General features: G+C 41.4%; 12 protein-coding genes. All 12 read right to left on the reverse strand.

The features are described from left to right. Positions 1 to 104: 104 nt before the first annotated feature. Complete coding sequence (gene ligA, locus PVV65_RS03520) at positions 105 to 2,264, reverse strand: NAD-dependent DNA ligase LigA (RefSeq protein WP_273789240.1); 2,160 nt, start codon at positions 2,262 to 2,264, stop codon at positions 105 to 107. Between the two features lie 112 nt (positions 2,265 to 2,376). Further along, on the reverse strand, positions 2,377 to 4,038 hold the full coding sequence (recN, locus tag PVV65_RS03525) for a DNA repair protein RecN (RefSeq protein ID WP_273789241.1): 1,662 nt from the start codon (positions 4,036 to 4,038) through the stop codon (positions 2,377 to 2,379). Positions 4,039 to 4,045: 7 nt separating this feature from the next. Then, complete coding sequence (locus PVV65_RS03530) at positions 4,046 to 4,939, reverse strand: outer membrane protein assembly factor BamD (RefSeq protein WP_273755134.1); 894 nt, start codon at positions 4,937 to 4,939, stop codon at positions 4,046 to 4,048. A gap of 161 nt (positions 4,940 to 5,100) precedes the next feature. Beyond that, complete coding sequence (gene lpxC, locus PVV65_RS03535) at positions 5,101 to 5,985, reverse strand: UDP-3-O-acyl-N-acetylglucosamine deacetylase (RefSeq protein WP_273789242.1); 885 nt, start codon at positions 5,983 to 5,985, stop codon at positions 5,101 to 5,103. A gap of 215 nt (positions 5,986 to 6,200) precedes the next feature. Beyond that, positions 6,201 to 7,973: a cell division protein FtsZ gene (gene ftsZ, locus PVV65_RS03540; protein ID WP_273789243.1), complete on the reverse strand. Its 1,773-nt coding sequence runs from the start codon at positions 7,971 to 7,973 to the stop codon at positions 6,201 to 6,203. Positions 7,974 to 8,036: 63 nt separating this feature from the next. Then, positions 8,037 to 9,338, reverse strand: coding sequence for a cell division protein FtsA (gene ftsA, locus PVV65_RS03545; protein WP_273789244.1), 1,302 nt, complete (start codon positions 9,336 to 9,338; stop codon positions 8,037 to 8,039). After that, positions 9,335 to 10,246, reverse strand: coding sequence for a cell division protein FtsQ/DivIB (locus PVV65_RS03550; RefSeq protein WP_273789245.1), 912 nt, complete (start codon positions 10,244 to 10,246; stop codon positions 9,335 to 9,337). Before PVV65_RS03550 ends, ftsA begins: the two co-directional genes overlap by 4 nt. Then, positions 10,234 to 11,154 (reverse strand): D-alanine--D-alanine ligase, encoded by a 921-nt coding sequence (locus PVV65_RS03555; protein WP_273755125.1) that lies wholly within the window; start codon positions 11,152 to 11,154, stop codon positions 10,234 to 10,236. The genes PVV65_RS03550 and PVV65_RS03555 overlap by 13 nt, the downstream gene beginning before the upstream one ends. 238 nt (positions 11,155 to 11,392) lie before the next feature. After that, complete coding sequence (murB, locus tag PVV65_RS03560) at positions 11,393 to 12,370, reverse strand: UDP-N-acetylmuramate dehydrogenase (protein WP_273789246.1); 978 nt, start codon at positions 12,368 to 12,370, stop codon at positions 11,393 to 11,395. Then, positions 12,348 to 13,775 (reverse strand): UDP-N-acetylmuramate--L-alanine ligase, encoded by a 1,428-nt coding sequence (murC, locus tag PVV65_RS03565; protein ID WP_273789247.1) that lies wholly within the window; start codon positions 13,773 to 13,775, stop codon positions 12,348 to 12,350. The genes murB and murC overlap by 23 nt, the downstream gene beginning before the upstream one ends. Then, positions 13,759 to 14,895 carry an undecaprenyldiphospho-muramoylpentapeptide beta-N-acetylglucosaminyltransferase gene (gene murG / locus PVV65_RS03570; protein ID WP_273789248.1) on the reverse strand — a complete coding sequence of 379 codons (1,137 nt, stop codon included), beginning with the start codon at positions 14,893 to 14,895 and terminating at the stop codon, positions 13,759 to 13,761. Before murG ends, murC begins: the two co-directional genes overlap by 17 nt. Then, positions 14,892 to 16,040, reverse strand: a complete 1,149-nt coding sequence (locus PVV65_RS03575; protein ID WP_273755118.1) for an FtsW/RodA/SpoVE family cell cycle protein — start codon at positions 16,038 to 16,040, stop codon at positions 14,892 to 14,894. The genes murG and PVV65_RS03575 overlap by 4 nt, the downstream gene beginning before the upstream one ends. Positions 16,041 to 16,123: the final 83 nt, after the last annotated feature.

Below are 16,123 nucleotides of genomic sequence, written 5' to 3' on the forward strand. Positions count from 1 at the left end.
ACATAAAAAAACAACTATAAATTGGCTTTCAATATCAGTAAATCGTTTCGAATGAGGAAAAATGAGAAGAATGTCCATCAATGCTTGAGCATCATTCCCCCTCCCTAAACATTATGTTCCTCAATCAGCTGTAGCCAAGCCTCTTCATCAATAATCTCAACACCTAACTCCCCAGCTTTAGTCAATTTTGATCCCGCTCCAGGTCCTGCAATAAGAAGATCTGTTTTTTTAGAGAGAGAACCGGAAGTCTTTGCCCCTAGTCGCTCTGCCAATGCTTTTGCTTCATCGCGAGACATATGCATCAAAGTTCCTGTAAAAACAATGATCTTTTCCGCTAACGGTGAAGATGCTTTCAAAACAGGCTCCTCATCGAGAGGAGTCACTTCTTCAAGCAAAACAGACAAAACCTCACGATTATGGGCTTCCTTATAAAAATCAATAATTGCGCACCCTACCTGTGGTCCAATTCCTTCGATATTGGTAAGCTCTAGCCAAGCTTCATTACCTTCTTTATCTTCCTGCTCACATGGCATAAGTGCTTCCATTGCCGCAGTTTCAAAAGCTGTATAAGTTTGATAAGCACGTGCAAGACGTCGCGCATTCACCTCACCAACATGACGAATTCCTAGAGCAAACAAAAAACGGCTGAGAGGAATTTTGCGGCGTGCATTAATGGCATCATAAAGTTTACGCACGGAAACAGCACCAAAACCCTCCATATTTTCCAAACGTACTAACGAATTTTCTTGGCGCCGCTGTAAAGTAAAAATATCAGCTGGTGTATGAATTCGAAGCGCTTCATCTTGAGCGTGGAAAAAAAACTCTACTTGTTTTTTACCCAAACCCTCAATATCAAAAGCATTGCGTGCAACGAAATGACGAATACGCTCAATCGCTTGTGCAGGACAAATAAGCCCCCCTGTACATCGACGTACCGCTTCTTCTGCTTCACGAACCGCATGACTTCCACAAGCAGGGCAAAGATGAGGGAAAACAAAAGCAGAAGAGTCTTTTGGACGTTTTTCCACTACAATGTCAACAACTTGAGGAATTACATCACCAGCACGTTGTATAATCACCGTGTCGCCGATACGAATATCACGCCCCTCACGAATGGGCTCTCCTTTATGACCAATTCCTTTAATATAATCCTCATTATGCAAACTAGCATTGGTCACCACCACCCCACCAACAGTGATAGGCGTAAGACGCGCAACAGGTGTTAATGCACCGGTGCGCCCCACTTGAATATCAATACCCTCTAAAAGAGTCATAGCCTTTTCTGCTGGAAATTTATGTGCAATAGCCCAACGCGGCGAACGAGAAACAAACCCCAAACGCTTTTGGAGCATCAAATCATTAACTTTATAAACAATGCCATCAATATCATAATTTAAAGAATAACGGCGTCCTTCTATATTATGATAATAGGAAATAATTTCTTCTACTGTCTTAAAAACTCTTGTTAATGGATTGATAATAAAGCCATATTCTTTGAGCTTTTTCATCATCTCCATTTGGCTTTCTGCAAATATTTCACTCACCTCACCACAAGCATAAGCAAAAAATTGCAGCTTTCTGCTGGCAGTTATCCGTGAATCCAGTTGACGCAATGAACCAGCCGCCGCATTTCGAGGATTGGCAAAAGTTAACTTACCCTTTTCTTGCTGGCTGATATTAAGTGCTTGAAAATCTTCCCGCCCCATATAAACTTCACCGCGAACCTCAAGAATATCAGGAATTTTTCCTTGCAAAACTTTTGGAATATCAGAAATTGTTCGTGCATTCGCTGTCACATTTTCTCCAACAGTTCCATCACCCCGCGTTGCGGCACATACAAGCCGCCCCTTTTCATAGCGCAAAGACAACGATAAACCATCAATTTTTGGCTCTGCTGTTATTTCTAACATTTGTGTTTCTGAAAGCCGTAAAAAACGACGCACACGTTCAACAAATTCAGTAACATCTTCAAAACTAAACGCATTATCAAGGGAAAGCATCGGTTGTGTATGAACAGATTTTTCAAACTTCTCCAAAACCGGTGCTCCAATTTTATGTGAAGGAGAATCTATACGAATCAGTTCAGGAAAGAGAGCTTCAATTTCCGCATTACGCCGGCGAAGGGCATCATATTCTGCATCAGAAATTTCAGGTTGATCATCACGATTATAAAGCACATCATGACGTGCAATCTCTTTTGCTAACCACTCTAATTCACTTTCTGCTTCAAGAGCAGTAAGGTTCTTAATTCCGTCCTTATTCATAAAATCTATTCCAAATGGTGGACTATCGTCATAAAAATCTCAACTCTTTAATTAAAAAGTGAACTTAAATAAGCACATGCTTGTCAATCTTTTTATCTTATCCCAATGATGACTAAGCAAGAAGCTTTTGAGCAGCCGCTCGTGCCTCCTCAGTAATCTGTTCTCCTGCCAACATACGAGCAATTTCTTCTGCACGTTCCTGCTCTTCCATTTTATGAATAGCTGTAACAAAGTGCCCTTTATCATCATTTTCCATCTTTGAAATAAGAAAATGACTGTGCGCTTTTGATGCGACTTGGGGTGCATGTGTAATAGCAAAAACCTGAATTCTCTCCGATAAACGCTGTAATCGTTGCCCAATAGCGGCCGCAACTGCGCCCCCAGCACCTGTATCAATTTCATCAAAAATCAATGTAGGAGCCGATCCGCGGTCAGATAACACAACCTTCAATGCCAATAAAAAACGAGATAGTTCACCACCAGAAGCAACACTCAGCATGGGGCCAGCCCGTGTTCCAGGATTGGTTCGAACAAAATATTCAATACGATCACACCCCTCTGCACTTCGCCTTTCAAAATCAGTCTGCATTTCAACAATAAATTCTGCCTTTTCTAATTTTAATGCCGGCAACTCAGCCATAACACTTTCAGATAAATGCTTTGCTGTCTCTCGACGCTTTATTGTTAAAGCTTGTGCCAATGTATCATAATTTTTCTGTGCTTGCCCCGCCTCATCTTCAAAACGCGTTAACGTGTTCTGAGCCTCTTCAAAATCAGTAAGTTCAGCATCCATTTTATCGCGTAACTGAACCAATTCATCCGCAGAAACTTGATATTTACGAGCAAAACCGCGAAGCGTAAAAAGGCGTTCTTCTATCCGTTCTAATTCATCAGGTTCAAAATCCAATGCCCGCATAGCCGCCTCAATCCCTTCCTGTGCTGTTGCAAGTGCATGCAATGCCTCATCAAGAGATTTCACCACTGGTGTAATAAGCTCTTCTGCCTCAGGAATTTTCCGCTCAAAACGCCTTACCAAATTAGAAAGAACGGGTATTGGCGATTTTTGACCACTTAAAAGATCATCTGCTTCTTTAATATCCGTCGCTATTTTTTCTAATTTAAGCATATCAGCACGACGCAAAGAAAGAGCATTTTCCTCACCAAATTGAAAATCAAGCTTTTCAAGCTCTTCTACACATGCCCGAAGATAATCCATCTCACGCGTTGCATTCTCTACTTTAAGACGCTGTTGGTGCAAACGCTCTTCACATTCATGCCATACCCGATAACATTGACGTAAATTTTTCACATCATCTTCAAGTCCGCCAAAAGCATCTAATAACTGGCGGTGCGACGCAACATCAACAAGTGCACGATCATCATGCTGTCCATGGATTTCAACCAAGTGACGACCAACACTCCGCATTAAGGCAACACTCGCCACCTGATCATTGATAAAGACACGACTGCGTCCATCACTCGATTGCACACGTCGTAAAATGATATCCCCCTCATCATTAAGACCATTCTCACGAATAAGTTGACGTGCAGGATGTAAAAGAGGGACATCAAAAACAGCGGTGACCTGCCCACGATCACTACCATGACGCACAAGTGAAGCATCCCCTCGTCCCCCAAGAGCCAGCGACAAAGCATCAAGGAGAATAGACTTCCCCGCCCCTGTTTCACCAGTTAAAACAGTCAACCCCGCCGTAAAATTAATATCGAGCGTTTCGATCAAAACAATATTATGAATCGAAAGCTGTATCAGCATGAGAGAATCAACGTGCCCTCTTCTTATCACTACCTAAAGCATTCGAGATCCAAGAAGATTTATGCTCATGTGGCGCTATTTTATTCTTCTTCAAAAGATTATAAGAAAATTTATACCACTCACTTTTAGGATAATTACGCCCTAAAATAGCTGCTGCCGTCTGTGCTTCAGCCGTTAAACCAAGAGCCAGATTAACCTCTGTCAAGCGGAAAAGCGCTTCTTCAATTTGATTTGTATCGGAATATTCTTCAACGACGGTACGAAACCGTCTACTTGCAGCAAGATAACGCCGCCCTTCTTCATAATAGCGGCCAATCTGCATTTCTTTACCAGCCAACTGTTCGCGCCCAAAACGAATTTTATCTTTAGCATCTTTGACATATTCAGAATGAGGATAACGCTCTATAAGAAGCTGCATCGCAGCAATAGCGCGTTTTGTATCACGTTGATCACGCGTAACATCAGGAATCCGACGAAAAGAAGAAAGACCAATAATATAGTACGCATAAGCCGAGTCACTAGACCCAGGATAAAGAGTAATATAGCGTTGAGCCATACTAATTGAATCATCATATTTTCCGAGACGATAATTTGTAAAAGCACCCATGACTAAAGATTTACGGCCCCAGTCTGTATAAGCATACTGTTTTTCAATCTTCAAAAACTTTTTTGCTGCATCTCCAAGCCGCCCACTCTCAAGGCTAGCAAGCCCCTGATTATAAAGAACATCTGGTGGATCTATTTTCAAAACATAAGCAGATGGATCAAGGGTATTTTTCTCTTTAAAGAGACATCCCGCTAACATACAGGTGCTTCCCAAAAGCACCACACCTAATATCTTGCGTACAATGTTAGATTTCCTATATGCCATATTTCTAATGCACACATGAGATTTTTTCATAATTTTCCCGGCCTCCACAGAACATCATCTTGCAGCAAAAATAATTTATTAAAAGCTTTTATACCATATCACTTTAAAATGCACATAACCAATTTAGCAGTTTAGGTCAATCATCCCCTTAAAAATCAAATAAACAATAAAAAAATCTTGTCAATTTTCTTTTACTCTTTCTCTAAAGAGCTTTTTTCATAATATGATTCATCTGCCAAAAGAGCTTTCACCAATTGTGCATTAATTCTATGGCCACTACAATAAGAACGAAATAATCCAATAAAAGGTCCCCCGAGCAAAGCAGTATCACCAATCGCATCAAGCATCTTATGACGAACACATTCATTTTTCCAATAAGGACCATTAGAATTTAAAATTTTATCATTAAAACCGATAACAAGAGAATTTTCTAAAGAAGCGCCCCTCGCCTTTCCAGAAAGCCGTAATTTTTCCACCTCTTTGATAAAACCAAAAGTGCGTGCACGTGACAAATCATCGCGAAACCCTTGTGTCGTAAGATCAAAACTAAAATGTTGCTTACCGATGGCTGGAGAAGGAAAAGAAATCGTTATATCAAAACGGCGTCCATCAAATGGCAAAAGCTCTGCAAAACCATGAGATTCTTCAACCCGTAACGGCTTTTTTATCATGAAATAAGAACGGAGTGCATTTTGCTGGACAATGCCAACATTTTCAAAAGCTTGGCAATATTGCCATGCAGAACCATCTAAAATAGGAATCTCATTATGTGACACTTCAATAACAAGATTGTCTAAATTATAAGCAGCAATGGCTGCCATCAAATGTTCAATTGTTTCAACTCTTACTTCTCCATCTCCAAGCATCGTTGATAACTCAGTTTCTCCCGTTTGCGATGCATGGGCTTGAAATATTTTTTCTGTTCCGTCTAATCCACAACGCTTAAAAAGAATACCACACCCAACATCTGCTGGACAAACCTTTACCACTGACAAACAGCCACTGTGAACGCCAATCCCCTTAAATATTACTGCTTTTTTAAGAGTAGACTGATATCTTGGCACCAAATTCATCATATTATTTTATTGCATTTCTTTTACATCTTTTAACAAAATTTATAAAACCATAAAGAAAATATTCATAGTAAATAATAAAAAAAACCGCTTGTTATAAGCGGTTTTTTTTTAAACAAAGTATTTTATCTAAAACAACAGTATATTTTACTTTATAATTTCTGTCTCATCGTCAAAAGAGATTATAAAATTTTTTACTTTTCCTCATTTCTTACAAATTAATTTGCCTGACGACGTAAAAACGCTGGTATTTCTAACTGATCTTCTTCACTGATAAAAGTACGCTGATCTTGTGGAACTTGAGGATGCAACTCACCAGAACGACGTGGAACATAAACAGAAGCATCTTGAGAAAGCGCCTGAGAGTTTTTATTGTAAAGAGAAGACTCTTGCTGCTGTGAGGATCTTACAGCAGGTTCCAACCTTGCTTCTGGCTCTTCATCCTCGCGATGTGTTAAGCTCTGTTTCAAACGCTGCCAAAGATTACGAGGGCCTTGATCAGTCACAGACGTTCTTTGTCTCTGTCCATGAGCAACAGGAGGAAAATCCTTTAGCTCAGGCATCCGCATTGGAGCACGCGCTTGCATCTGTTGCGTTTGTTTTGGTTGCACTAGCTTTTCTTTTTGCTTCACAACCCCTGTCATCTCATCAAGAACATGCGCTGTAGCCTCCATGCTCACAGGAGCCGTCATAGTTTGTTGAGAAGTACGACCTCCTTGCATACGTGGAGCATTTGATATCTGATCCTGCACAATATTTGAACCATAAGCAACAGCTTTTGTCGCACTTCGCGTCGTCATTGCTTCTGCAGGCTGTGCAAAAATTTGACTTTTAGGACGAAACTGTTCACCTGTTGGCTTCCCTTTTTCTATTTCAAGCGATTCAATGACTTCAACCATTGATTCAGAACGTAAGGGCGATGACTGAACATGAAAAGAACTGTGTGACGTTCCGGGATCGTTCTTGCGTATTGAAGAGGTCGGTCTTTGAAGTTGAGGCTGAGATGGCTGAATCACATCACTAACCTCACGATCAATACCGGTGGCAACCACAGAAACACGAATAACACCTTCCAATGACTCATCATCAATGGCCCCAAAGATCACATTCGCATCAGCATCCACTTCTTCACGAATACGATTAGCAGCTTCATCAACCTCAAAGAGAGTCATATCACGCCCGCCCGTAATAGAAATCAATAAACCACGTGCTCCACGCATAGAGGTATCATCTAACAATGGGTTCGCAATAGCCGCTTCAGCAGCAGCCAAAGCACGCCCATCACCAGATGCCTCACCCGTTCCCATCATGGCTCGACCCATTTCGTGCATAACAGAACGAACATCAGCAAAATCGAGGTTAATCAAGCCCTCTTTAATCATCAAATCCGTAATGGAAGCAACACCAGAATAAAGCACTTGGTCAGCCATAGCAAAAGCATCAGCAAACGTTGTTTTATCATTTGCAATACGGAAAAGATTTTGATTGGGAATAACAATCAATGTATCGACAGACTTTTGTAATTCTTCAATACCAGCCTCGGCCGTTTTCATACGACGAGCCCCTTCGAACTGAAATGGCTTTGTCACTACACCAACGGTCAAAATACCTTTTTCACGTGCTGCACGAGCAACAACGGGAGCAGCCCCTGTTCCAGTTCCTCCCCCCATACCAGCAGTAATAAAAACCATATGAGAATCTGCAAGATGATCAATAATTTCATCAATACATTCCTCTGCCGCGGCTTGTCCAACTTCTGGTAAAGCCCCAGCACCCAAACCTTCTGTCACAGCAGCACCAAGCTGAATAACACGTTCAGCCTTTGACATAGCCAAAGCCTGTGCATCCGTATTTGCAACAACAAAGTCAACTCCCTGAAGACCAGCATTTATCATATTATTCACGGCATTCCCACCACCACCGCCAACACCAAAAACGGTAATGCGTGGCTTCAATTCCGCGATATCTGGCCGATGCAGATTAATCGTCATTTTCTTTTCCTTCTCATAAGACACCGCAAGCCAAAGCGATGAAATTTATCCAACTAGACTTAACTAAAAACTCTCACGCAACCACTGACCAACACGCTGAAAATACCCACGCGTGCCCATCGATAAATGATTTCCTGCTGCCTGCATTGTTTTTTCTTCAAAACCCACCAATTGGGGATAAATTAACAACCCCACAGCAGATGTAAACGCCGCCCCTTTTGCAAGAGAAGGAAGCCTCGAAATCCCTAAAGGCCGCCCGATACGAACATTTCTTCCTAATATAGTACGTGCCATTTCCGGCAATCCCGTTAACTGACTTGCTCCCCCAGTCAAAATAACACGCTTACCAATGATGTGACCAAAACCAGAACGATTTAAACAATCACGAACCATTTCTAAAATTTCTTCAACACGCGCACGAATGATGCGCCCAAGAACCGCACGAGGATATTGAATTTCACGTTGTTCACTTCCAATTTCTGCTACATTAATCATTTGCCGCTCATCAGCACTTGTTAAAAGTGCTGAACCATAAACCACTTTTAAACGTTCCGCCTCTGTTAGAGACATAGAAAATCCGCGCGCAACATCAAGAGTGACATGATGCCCACCAACTGCCAAAGCATCCGCATGAACAAATTTTCCCTCAAAAAACACTGAAAACGTTGTTGTTCCACCACCAAAATCAATACAAGCAGCTCCTAAATGCGCCTCATCATTCATCAAGACAGCAAGACCACTTGCAAAGGGAGTAGCAACCATTGCTTCAACACTCAAATGCGCACGATTAATACACGTTTCTAAATTGCGCAAAGAAGCTGTTTCTGCTGTTACCACATGCACGTTGACACCAAATGTTTCCCCTGTCATGCCAATAGGATCAGAAATTCCTTTATCTCCATCCAAGATATAAGAAACTGGAACTGAGTGCATAATATGACGTTCAGCATCAAAAGCTTTACGCGAAACATCTGAAAAGGCCATACGCATATCACGCTTAGTGACTTCACGACCATTCAAATCGACCTTTCCCTGAATCAAAGTACTTTGTAATCGACTTGAAGAAAAATTCACAATTACTGAATCCACCACCAAACCAGCCATTTTTTCTGCCGCATCAACCGCCAAGCGTATTGATTGTTCTGCTGCAAACATATCCATGACAACACCGGATTTAATACCGCGTGAACGCTGTACTCCAAAGCCTAGAATTTCCATAGAATGCGTACGACCATGCAAATAGTGCGCATATTTCAAAGGACGTAAACAGGCAATAAGACAGACAATCTTACTTGAGCCAACATCAAGAACCGTTAAAAAACGTGTCTTACGCCCCCCCCGATGATGTGATCTGAGCAACATCATGGGTTTCCTACCTTTCGCGTCTTTAAAATACGTTCTTCTTCTGCGACACGAGCTTGATAACGCTCCAACGTTTCATCTGATAAAGAAACAGTAATTCGATCAGCAAGACGTAAATCAATACTGAGAATATCGCGTGATAAAAGATCTTGCATTATACCAGATGAAACAAGAGAGGAAAGTCTTTCAAGAGCACCATTTTCAGGCAACATAAGGCGCATTCCATTATCCAAAACAAGATCCCAACGCCGATCACCTACCCGTACAAAAGAACGAACACGATCATACACTTGCCGATAAACTGACAGCGCTTGAATAAATCCTTTAGCTGCATTTTGCGCACCCTGCCCAACCACAAGAGGCAAATCCCGAACAGTTTCTCCTTTAAAGGACACAATAACACGCCCCGTATGATCAACAATATCCATTATGCTATCATGTTGCCAAATAGCATAAGGTTCACGCTCCACGACGGAAATACGCATTCTATTGGGATAAATTTTCTGAACATTTGCCGATTGAACCCAAGCTTGTTTTTCCAAAAGAGAACGTGCTCTTTCAACATCAAAAGTGAATATAGAAGGTGCAACATCAAGTTCTAAAATTTTCAAAATATCTTGCTTTGTCAAACGCTTATTACCACTGATATCAATATCAACGACCACAAAACCACTATCCGATATAATTGTGTTTACGACCATAGGCATCTGACCACTTGATGAAAGTCCATAAAAAGCTGTCATAAAGAAAAACCATACAACAGCAAAAGAGCCGAAATGGCGTGGAATATGAATGCTGACAAAAGCAAACTCAAACATAAACCGAAGAAAACGACGATAAAGACGTGGCAAAGCCGGCACTGAAAGCACCTCCATCGGAACATTTATTTTATTAACATTCAACGCATACATGATGCGTCCTCCACCATCCATTGAACAATATCGCCGTAAGTACGACCGCTCGCTTTTGCAATATCAGGAAGAAGAGACGTCGATGTCATACCCGGTTGCGTATTAATTTCAAGCCAAACCAATTCTCCTGTTTTCTCATCAAAACGAAAATCAGAACGGCTAACACCTCGACACCCTATCGCCTGATGGGCTGCTAAAGACATTCTTTGCACACTTTGGTAAATATTTAGTGAAAGTTGTGCAGGACAAATGTGAAGAGAACCACCTATCTTATATTTTGAGTCATAATCGTAGAACCGAAAATATTGGCTGGGAAGAATTTCACACACATCCAGCACTTCATTGCCTAAAACAGCACAAGTCAATTCACGACCAGGAATATATTTTTCAACCATCACCTCATCGGCATATTCCCATTCTCCCCCCCCAATACTATGCGGTGGTGCAGCTTCATTTTCTTGGACAATGACAACACCAAAGCTTGATCCTTCACACACAGGTTTAATAACATAAGGAGGCTCCATGGGATGTACCTGCCCAACAGCAAAGCGGTTCATAATACGAGAAGGAGCAACACAAACCCCAACACTTGCAACAATAATTTTTGCACGCCCCTTATCCATAGCCAAAGCAGATGCCATCACACCAGAATGGGTATAAGGAATTTTTAAATATTCAAGAATCCCCTGAATCCGACCATCTTCACCAAATGGACCATGCAATGCATTGAAGGCAATATCGGGCTGCAACTGTTCAAGAACAGAAGCAATATGAGTGTCAACATCCACGCGGCTCACGCGATACCCTTGTGCCTCAAGAACATCAGCACAAGCCGCCCCTGAAGATAAACTTACAGAGCGTTCAGAAGAAAAACCTCCCATTAACACAGCTATATGTTTATCTTTCATAATAAATCACCCTCTTTCGCATACTATATGTAGCCTATATAGAAGACATCAGTACCACATACAGAAAAAACACAGTTTATCCTTGCGAATCAATAACCTAGCATTTTGCATAATGAATCAGACTCAAAAGCTTGATGCAAGATATTCTTTGTTAATTTATTGATTCTTAATAGAAATTTTTTATTATCTCTTTGAAATGACTCAATTTTTTATTGATACTTTTTTAGTGAACAATAAATCAATGAAATGGATCAAAAGGAGAAACACTTCGACCCTGCTCAAATTGACCAATACGCTCTATTTCCCATTGTAAAAGGTGAGCCGAATGTGCAAAAACACGCGCACGCACTGTTTCTCCCAATGCTTCAAGATCATATCCTGTTGCTTGCCCTGTATTAATCATAAAATTACAGTGCATTTCACTCATTTGAGCCCCACCAATCCGTAAACCTCGACACCCTGCTTCATCAATCACACGCCAAGCAGATGTATCTTTAGGATTTTTGAAAGTTGATCCCCCTGTCTTTTCACGAATAGGTTGCACAGTTTCTCTGTGGAGAGCAACTTCATCCATAGCAGCACGAATAGTATCTTTATGACTGGGTTCCCCTTCCAATAAAGCGGCCGTAAAAATAAAACCTTTAGGAATATCACAATGACGATAGGAGTAATGCATATCTTTTAAACTCAAGATATGACGTTGTCCCTTACGATCCAGTGCATAGACCTCAACAACACGTGCTGCTGTTTCAACATCATTTGCACCGGCATTCATTTTGAGAGCCCCTCCAAGACCACCAGGAATACCATGATAAAAATGAAAACCTGCAATTTCTGCCTTTAAAGCGGCAACTGCTAAATGTTTATCCGCGGTACCAGCGCCAACTAAAAAGCCTTTTGGAGAAACTTGCTGCACTTGCCCAAAATTTTTGGGCGAAAGACGAATCACAACCCCAGGAACACCGCCATCACGCACCAGAAGATTAGAACCAATACCTACAATTGTCACAGGAACAGTTTCAGGCAAATTTTGAAGAAAGAGAGCTAAATCTTCTTCATCAACAGGCTGATAAAAAAGCTCTGCCAACCCGCCGGTGCGAAACCATGTCACCTTACGCATCTCAACATTAGGGGTAAGCTTGCCTCTTATACCTCCCAACAGCGGCTGCAATTGCGCCAATAGCGCCTCACCATCAATGTGCTGAAAATTTATCATGACCATCAAGTCCCGACAACTGATGAGGCAACGCACAAGCCCATTGTGTAATATTGCCAGCACCAAGAAAAACAACATAATCCTCTGCCTGAGCAAATTTTGAGACGAGAGATACAACGTCTTCCAGACTGTTTATCAAGCGCACATCACGATGACCCGCCATTTTAATATGTTCTACTAGTTCTTTCGAACCAAACCCTACAATAGGCTCTTCTCCAGCAGCATAAACAGGGGCAATCAACACTGTATCGGCATCATTAAAACAAGCAGCAAACTCATCAAATAAATGATACAAACGCGAATAACGATGGGGTTGTGCAATGGCAATGACACGCCCTTTTGCACTCTCACGCGCCGCACGCAAAACAGCTTTTATTTCAACAGGGTGATGTCCATAATCATCAAATATTTCAATGCCATGCCAACTTCCTGTTCGTGTAAAACGCCGTTTTACGCCTCCAAATTCCGCTAACCCCTTCTTTATTAATTCATTTGAAATGCCAAGTTCATACGCAATCGCTATCGCTGCTGTTGCATTGGCAACATTATGCTCTCCTGCCATGGGCAAAAGCAAATTTTTCAACTCAATCGTCCTTCCTGTCTTGCGTGAACGAACAAGAACATCAAAATAGGTTTTTTGACCATCCATCGAAAGATTAAGAAAACGAACATCCGCTTGTGGATTTGCACCATAAGTAATCACCCAACGATCATCAATACGGCCCGCCAATGACTGAACCTCTGGATGATCAAGACACAAAACAGCGAAACCATAAAAAGGAACATTTTCGACGAATTGCCGAAAAGCTGCGCGCACAGCATCAAAACTTCCATAATGATCCAAATGCTCAGCATCAATATTGGTAACAACAGCAATATCAGCAGGCAGCTTTAAAAATGTTCCATCGCTTTCATCGGCTTCAACAATCATCCAATCGCCCTCTCCCGTACGAGAATTCGTACCATAGGCATTAATAATACCGCCATTAATCACCACTGGATCAAAACGACCAGCATCAAGAAGCGCTGCAACCATTGATGTAGTCGTTGTTTTACCATGTGTACCACCCACCGCGATTGCGCGCCGAAATCGCATTAGTTCCGCCAGCATTTCTGCACGTCTGACAAGCGGCAAATGTCTTTCTTTTGCAGCAATATATTCAGGATTTGTTTTTTTAACGGCAGTAGAAAAAACAACAACCTCTGCATTTCCTAAATTTTCAGCACAATGACCGATATGAATATTAATTCCTTTTCTCCGTAAACGTTCAACATTGGCACTCTCAATTTGATCGGACCCTTGAACTTTATAGCCAAGATTATAAAAAACCTCCGCAATTCCACTCATACCAATCCCCCCGATTCCAATAAAATGGATAACGCCTATATCAAGTGGCATTTTCATCAAAAAGCTCCTCTTTTATATCTGACAACAATCGCCCTGCAATTAAGGATTCAGCCATATCAGCAAGGCACCGTGTTGCATGAGGTTGCCCAACTTTTTTTGCAGCAAGCGCTTGTTCTTCCAATAAATGGGGTGCACAATAAGCTTGCGTTAGAAGAGCAGAAAGCTTTTGTGCATTTAAATCTTTTTCTAATATAATTTGCGCACCACCCATACGTGCAAGAAGAGCAGCATTGGCAGCCTGATCATGATCCAAAGCATGAGGATAAGGAACAAGTAAAGCAGGTCGACCAATCACCGCTATCTCACAAACCGTTGAAGCCCCTGCGCGCGACAAAATAAAATGGGCATGTGCCATACGTTCAGCCATATCATCAAAGAAAGGAGCAACCTCAGCTTGTACCCCCATATCACGATAGGTTTTAATCAACTCTTCAGCGTCACCACGAATTTGCTGTACAATGCGTAAGCGTTTACGGTTCTGATCATCGAGAAAAGCAATCGCTTCTGGAACAATATGTGAAAAAAAAGAAGCCCCTTGGCTACCCCCAAAAACCAAAAAATAAAATGGCTCATCACCTATAGAAGACTGATAAGGAATTTTTGCCGCTTTCAACACAGCCTCACGCACTGGATTCCCCGTTAAAAGCGTTTTATGAGCATAAGGACCATGTGGTGACAACAAACCACCAGCGATTGCACGCACAAAAATTGCCAACACTCGGTTAGCACGCCCCATAACAGCATTTTGCTCATGAATAAATGTTACACGCCTCGTTAAAGCCGCCATAAAAAGAGGAGGGAAACTGGGATACCCCCCAAAACCACCAACGAGAACAGGACGTAATTTGTAAAATAACGCCAACGATTGCCCCATACCTTTTAGCAAAGACCAAAACGTTTTTATCAAAGCAAAAGGATGGCGTCGTATAAATGTTGCCGATGAAACGATATGTATATGCTCTTCATCAAAGCTGCGTACAAAAGATCGCGCTCTTTCGTCTGTTATTAAATGAACATCATATCCACGCCACCTTAATTCAACAGCAAGGGCCTCAGCAGGAAAAAGATGTCCACCTGTCCCCCCCGCCACCAAAACAATAACTTTTTTATCATTCATGAAGAGGTATCCAAGACAGAAGAAGAAACAGCTGAAAGACGGGACTCTGGCCAACGACGTGTTAAACTGAGTAAAATTCCCATTGAAAATGCAATCGCCACCATTGATGAACCACCATAAGAAATAAACGGCAATGTCATGCCTTTGGGAGGGATTAAGTGAAGATTAACAGCCATATTAATCGCTGATTGAAAGCCTATCATCATGGCTATGCCCGTAATACCTAGACGTATAAAGGAATCACGCGTATTCATAGCTATATACAATGAGCGCATAACGATAAAGCCAAAAAGCATCATAATTAACAAACAAAGAATAATACCATATTCTTCAGCAGCAACAGAAAATACAAAATCTGTATGGCTATCAGGAATGATCCGTTTTACTGTTCCCTCTCCAGGACCTTGGCCAAACCAACCACCATTTAAAATAGCCTCACGTCCTACATCCACTTGGAAGGTATCTCCTTCCCCTGTCAAAAAACCATTGATACGATCGCGCACATGAGGCAGAAAAAGATAAGCAAGAATAATTCCTACAACGCCAAAAATGAGAAAGAAAAAAATAACCGTAAGAGGCACACCAGCAATAAAAAAAAGCCCTCCCCATGTTGCACTTATTAAAATTGTTTGTCCAATATCAGGCTGTAAAACCAGAAGAACACAACAAATGGCATAAAGTAGAGTTGCTAACATGTAACCTGGAATTCCCCTCTTACGTATCTGTTCTGAAAAAAGCCAAGCGGACATCACCACAAAAGCCGGCTTCATAAACTCTGAAGCTTGTACAGAAAAACCAAAGAGCAAAATCCACCGCCGTGCTCCCTTTAATTCAGGACCCCAAAATAGAGTTACAACCATAAGAACAAGCGTTACAATGAGCAAAAGAGCACATAAACGACGAATATTAGGAAGCGAAAAAAAGGAAATAGTAACCATTGTAAAAAATGCTAAAATGCTAAAAATGATATGCCAGCGAACAAAATAAAAACTATCAGCAATTCCGATTTTTTTTGCAATAGTGGGACTAGCAGCAAAAGACAGCATAATGCCAATCCCCATTAAAATTAAACAAGCAGCAAAAATAGAGCGATCAATTGTCCACCACCAATTCGCAATTGGGTCTCTATCTGCACGCGTAATCATTTATATCCACCTTATCCGTTTTATAAATCGTCTCAAAGTGATAAGGTTCCCCAACCTGCCTAACAAACACTTTAAAAACTAAA

Source organism: Bartonella sp. ML70XJBT (assembly GCF_028618425.1).
Classification (GTDB): Bacteria; Pseudomonadota; Alphaproteobacteria; order Rhizobiales; family Rhizobiaceae; genus Bartonella.

Excerpts from the sequence above, each read along its gene's own strand:
- lpxC (WP_273789242.1), bottom strand. The coding sequence starts at position 5,985 with ATGATGAATTTGGTGCCAAGATATCAGTCTACTCTTAAAAAAGCAGTA.
- murG (WP_273789248.1), bottom strand. The coding sequence starts at position 14,895 with ATGAATGATAAAAAAGTTATTGTTTTGGTGGCGGGGGGGACAGGTGGA.
- PVV65_RS03550 (WP_273789245.1), bottom strand. The coding sequence starts at position 10,246 with ATGTATGCGTTGAATGTTAATAAAATAAATGTTCCGATGGAGGTGCTT.
- murB (WP_273789246.1), bottom strand. The coding sequence starts at position 12,370 with ATGATAAATTTTCAGCACATTGATGGTGAGGCGCTATTGGCGCAATTG.
- ligA (WP_273789240.1), bottom strand. The coding sequence starts at position 2,264 with ATGAATAAGGACGGAATTAAGAACCTTACTGCTCTTGAAGCAGAAAGT.
- ftsA (WP_273789244.1), bottom strand. The coding sequence starts at position 9,338 with ATGATGTTGCTCAGATCACATCATCGGGGGGGGCGTAAGACACGTTTT.
- murC (WP_273789247.1), bottom strand. The coding sequence starts at position 13,775 with ATGAAAATGCCACTTGATATAGGCGTTATCCATTTTATTGGAATCGGG.
- PVV65_RS03530 (WP_273755134.1), bottom strand. The coding sequence starts at position 4,939 with ATGAAAAAATCTCATGTGTGCATTAGAAATATGGCATATAGGAAATCT.
- PVV65_RS03575 (WP_273755118.1), bottom strand. The coding sequence starts at position 16,040 with ATGATTACGCGTGCAGATAGAGACCCAATTGCGAATTGGTGGTGGACA.
- ftsZ (WP_273789243.1), bottom strand. The coding sequence starts at position 7,973 with ATGACGATTAATCTGCATCGGCCAGATATCGCGGAATTGAAGCCACGC.
- recN (WP_273789241.1), bottom strand. The coding sequence starts at position 4,038 with ATGCTGATACAGCTTTCGATTCATAATATTGTTTTGATCGAAACGCTC.
- PVV65_RS03555 (WP_273755125.1), bottom strand. The coding sequence starts at position 11,154 with ATGAAAGATAAACATATAGCTGTGTTAATGGGAGGTTTTTCTTCTGAA.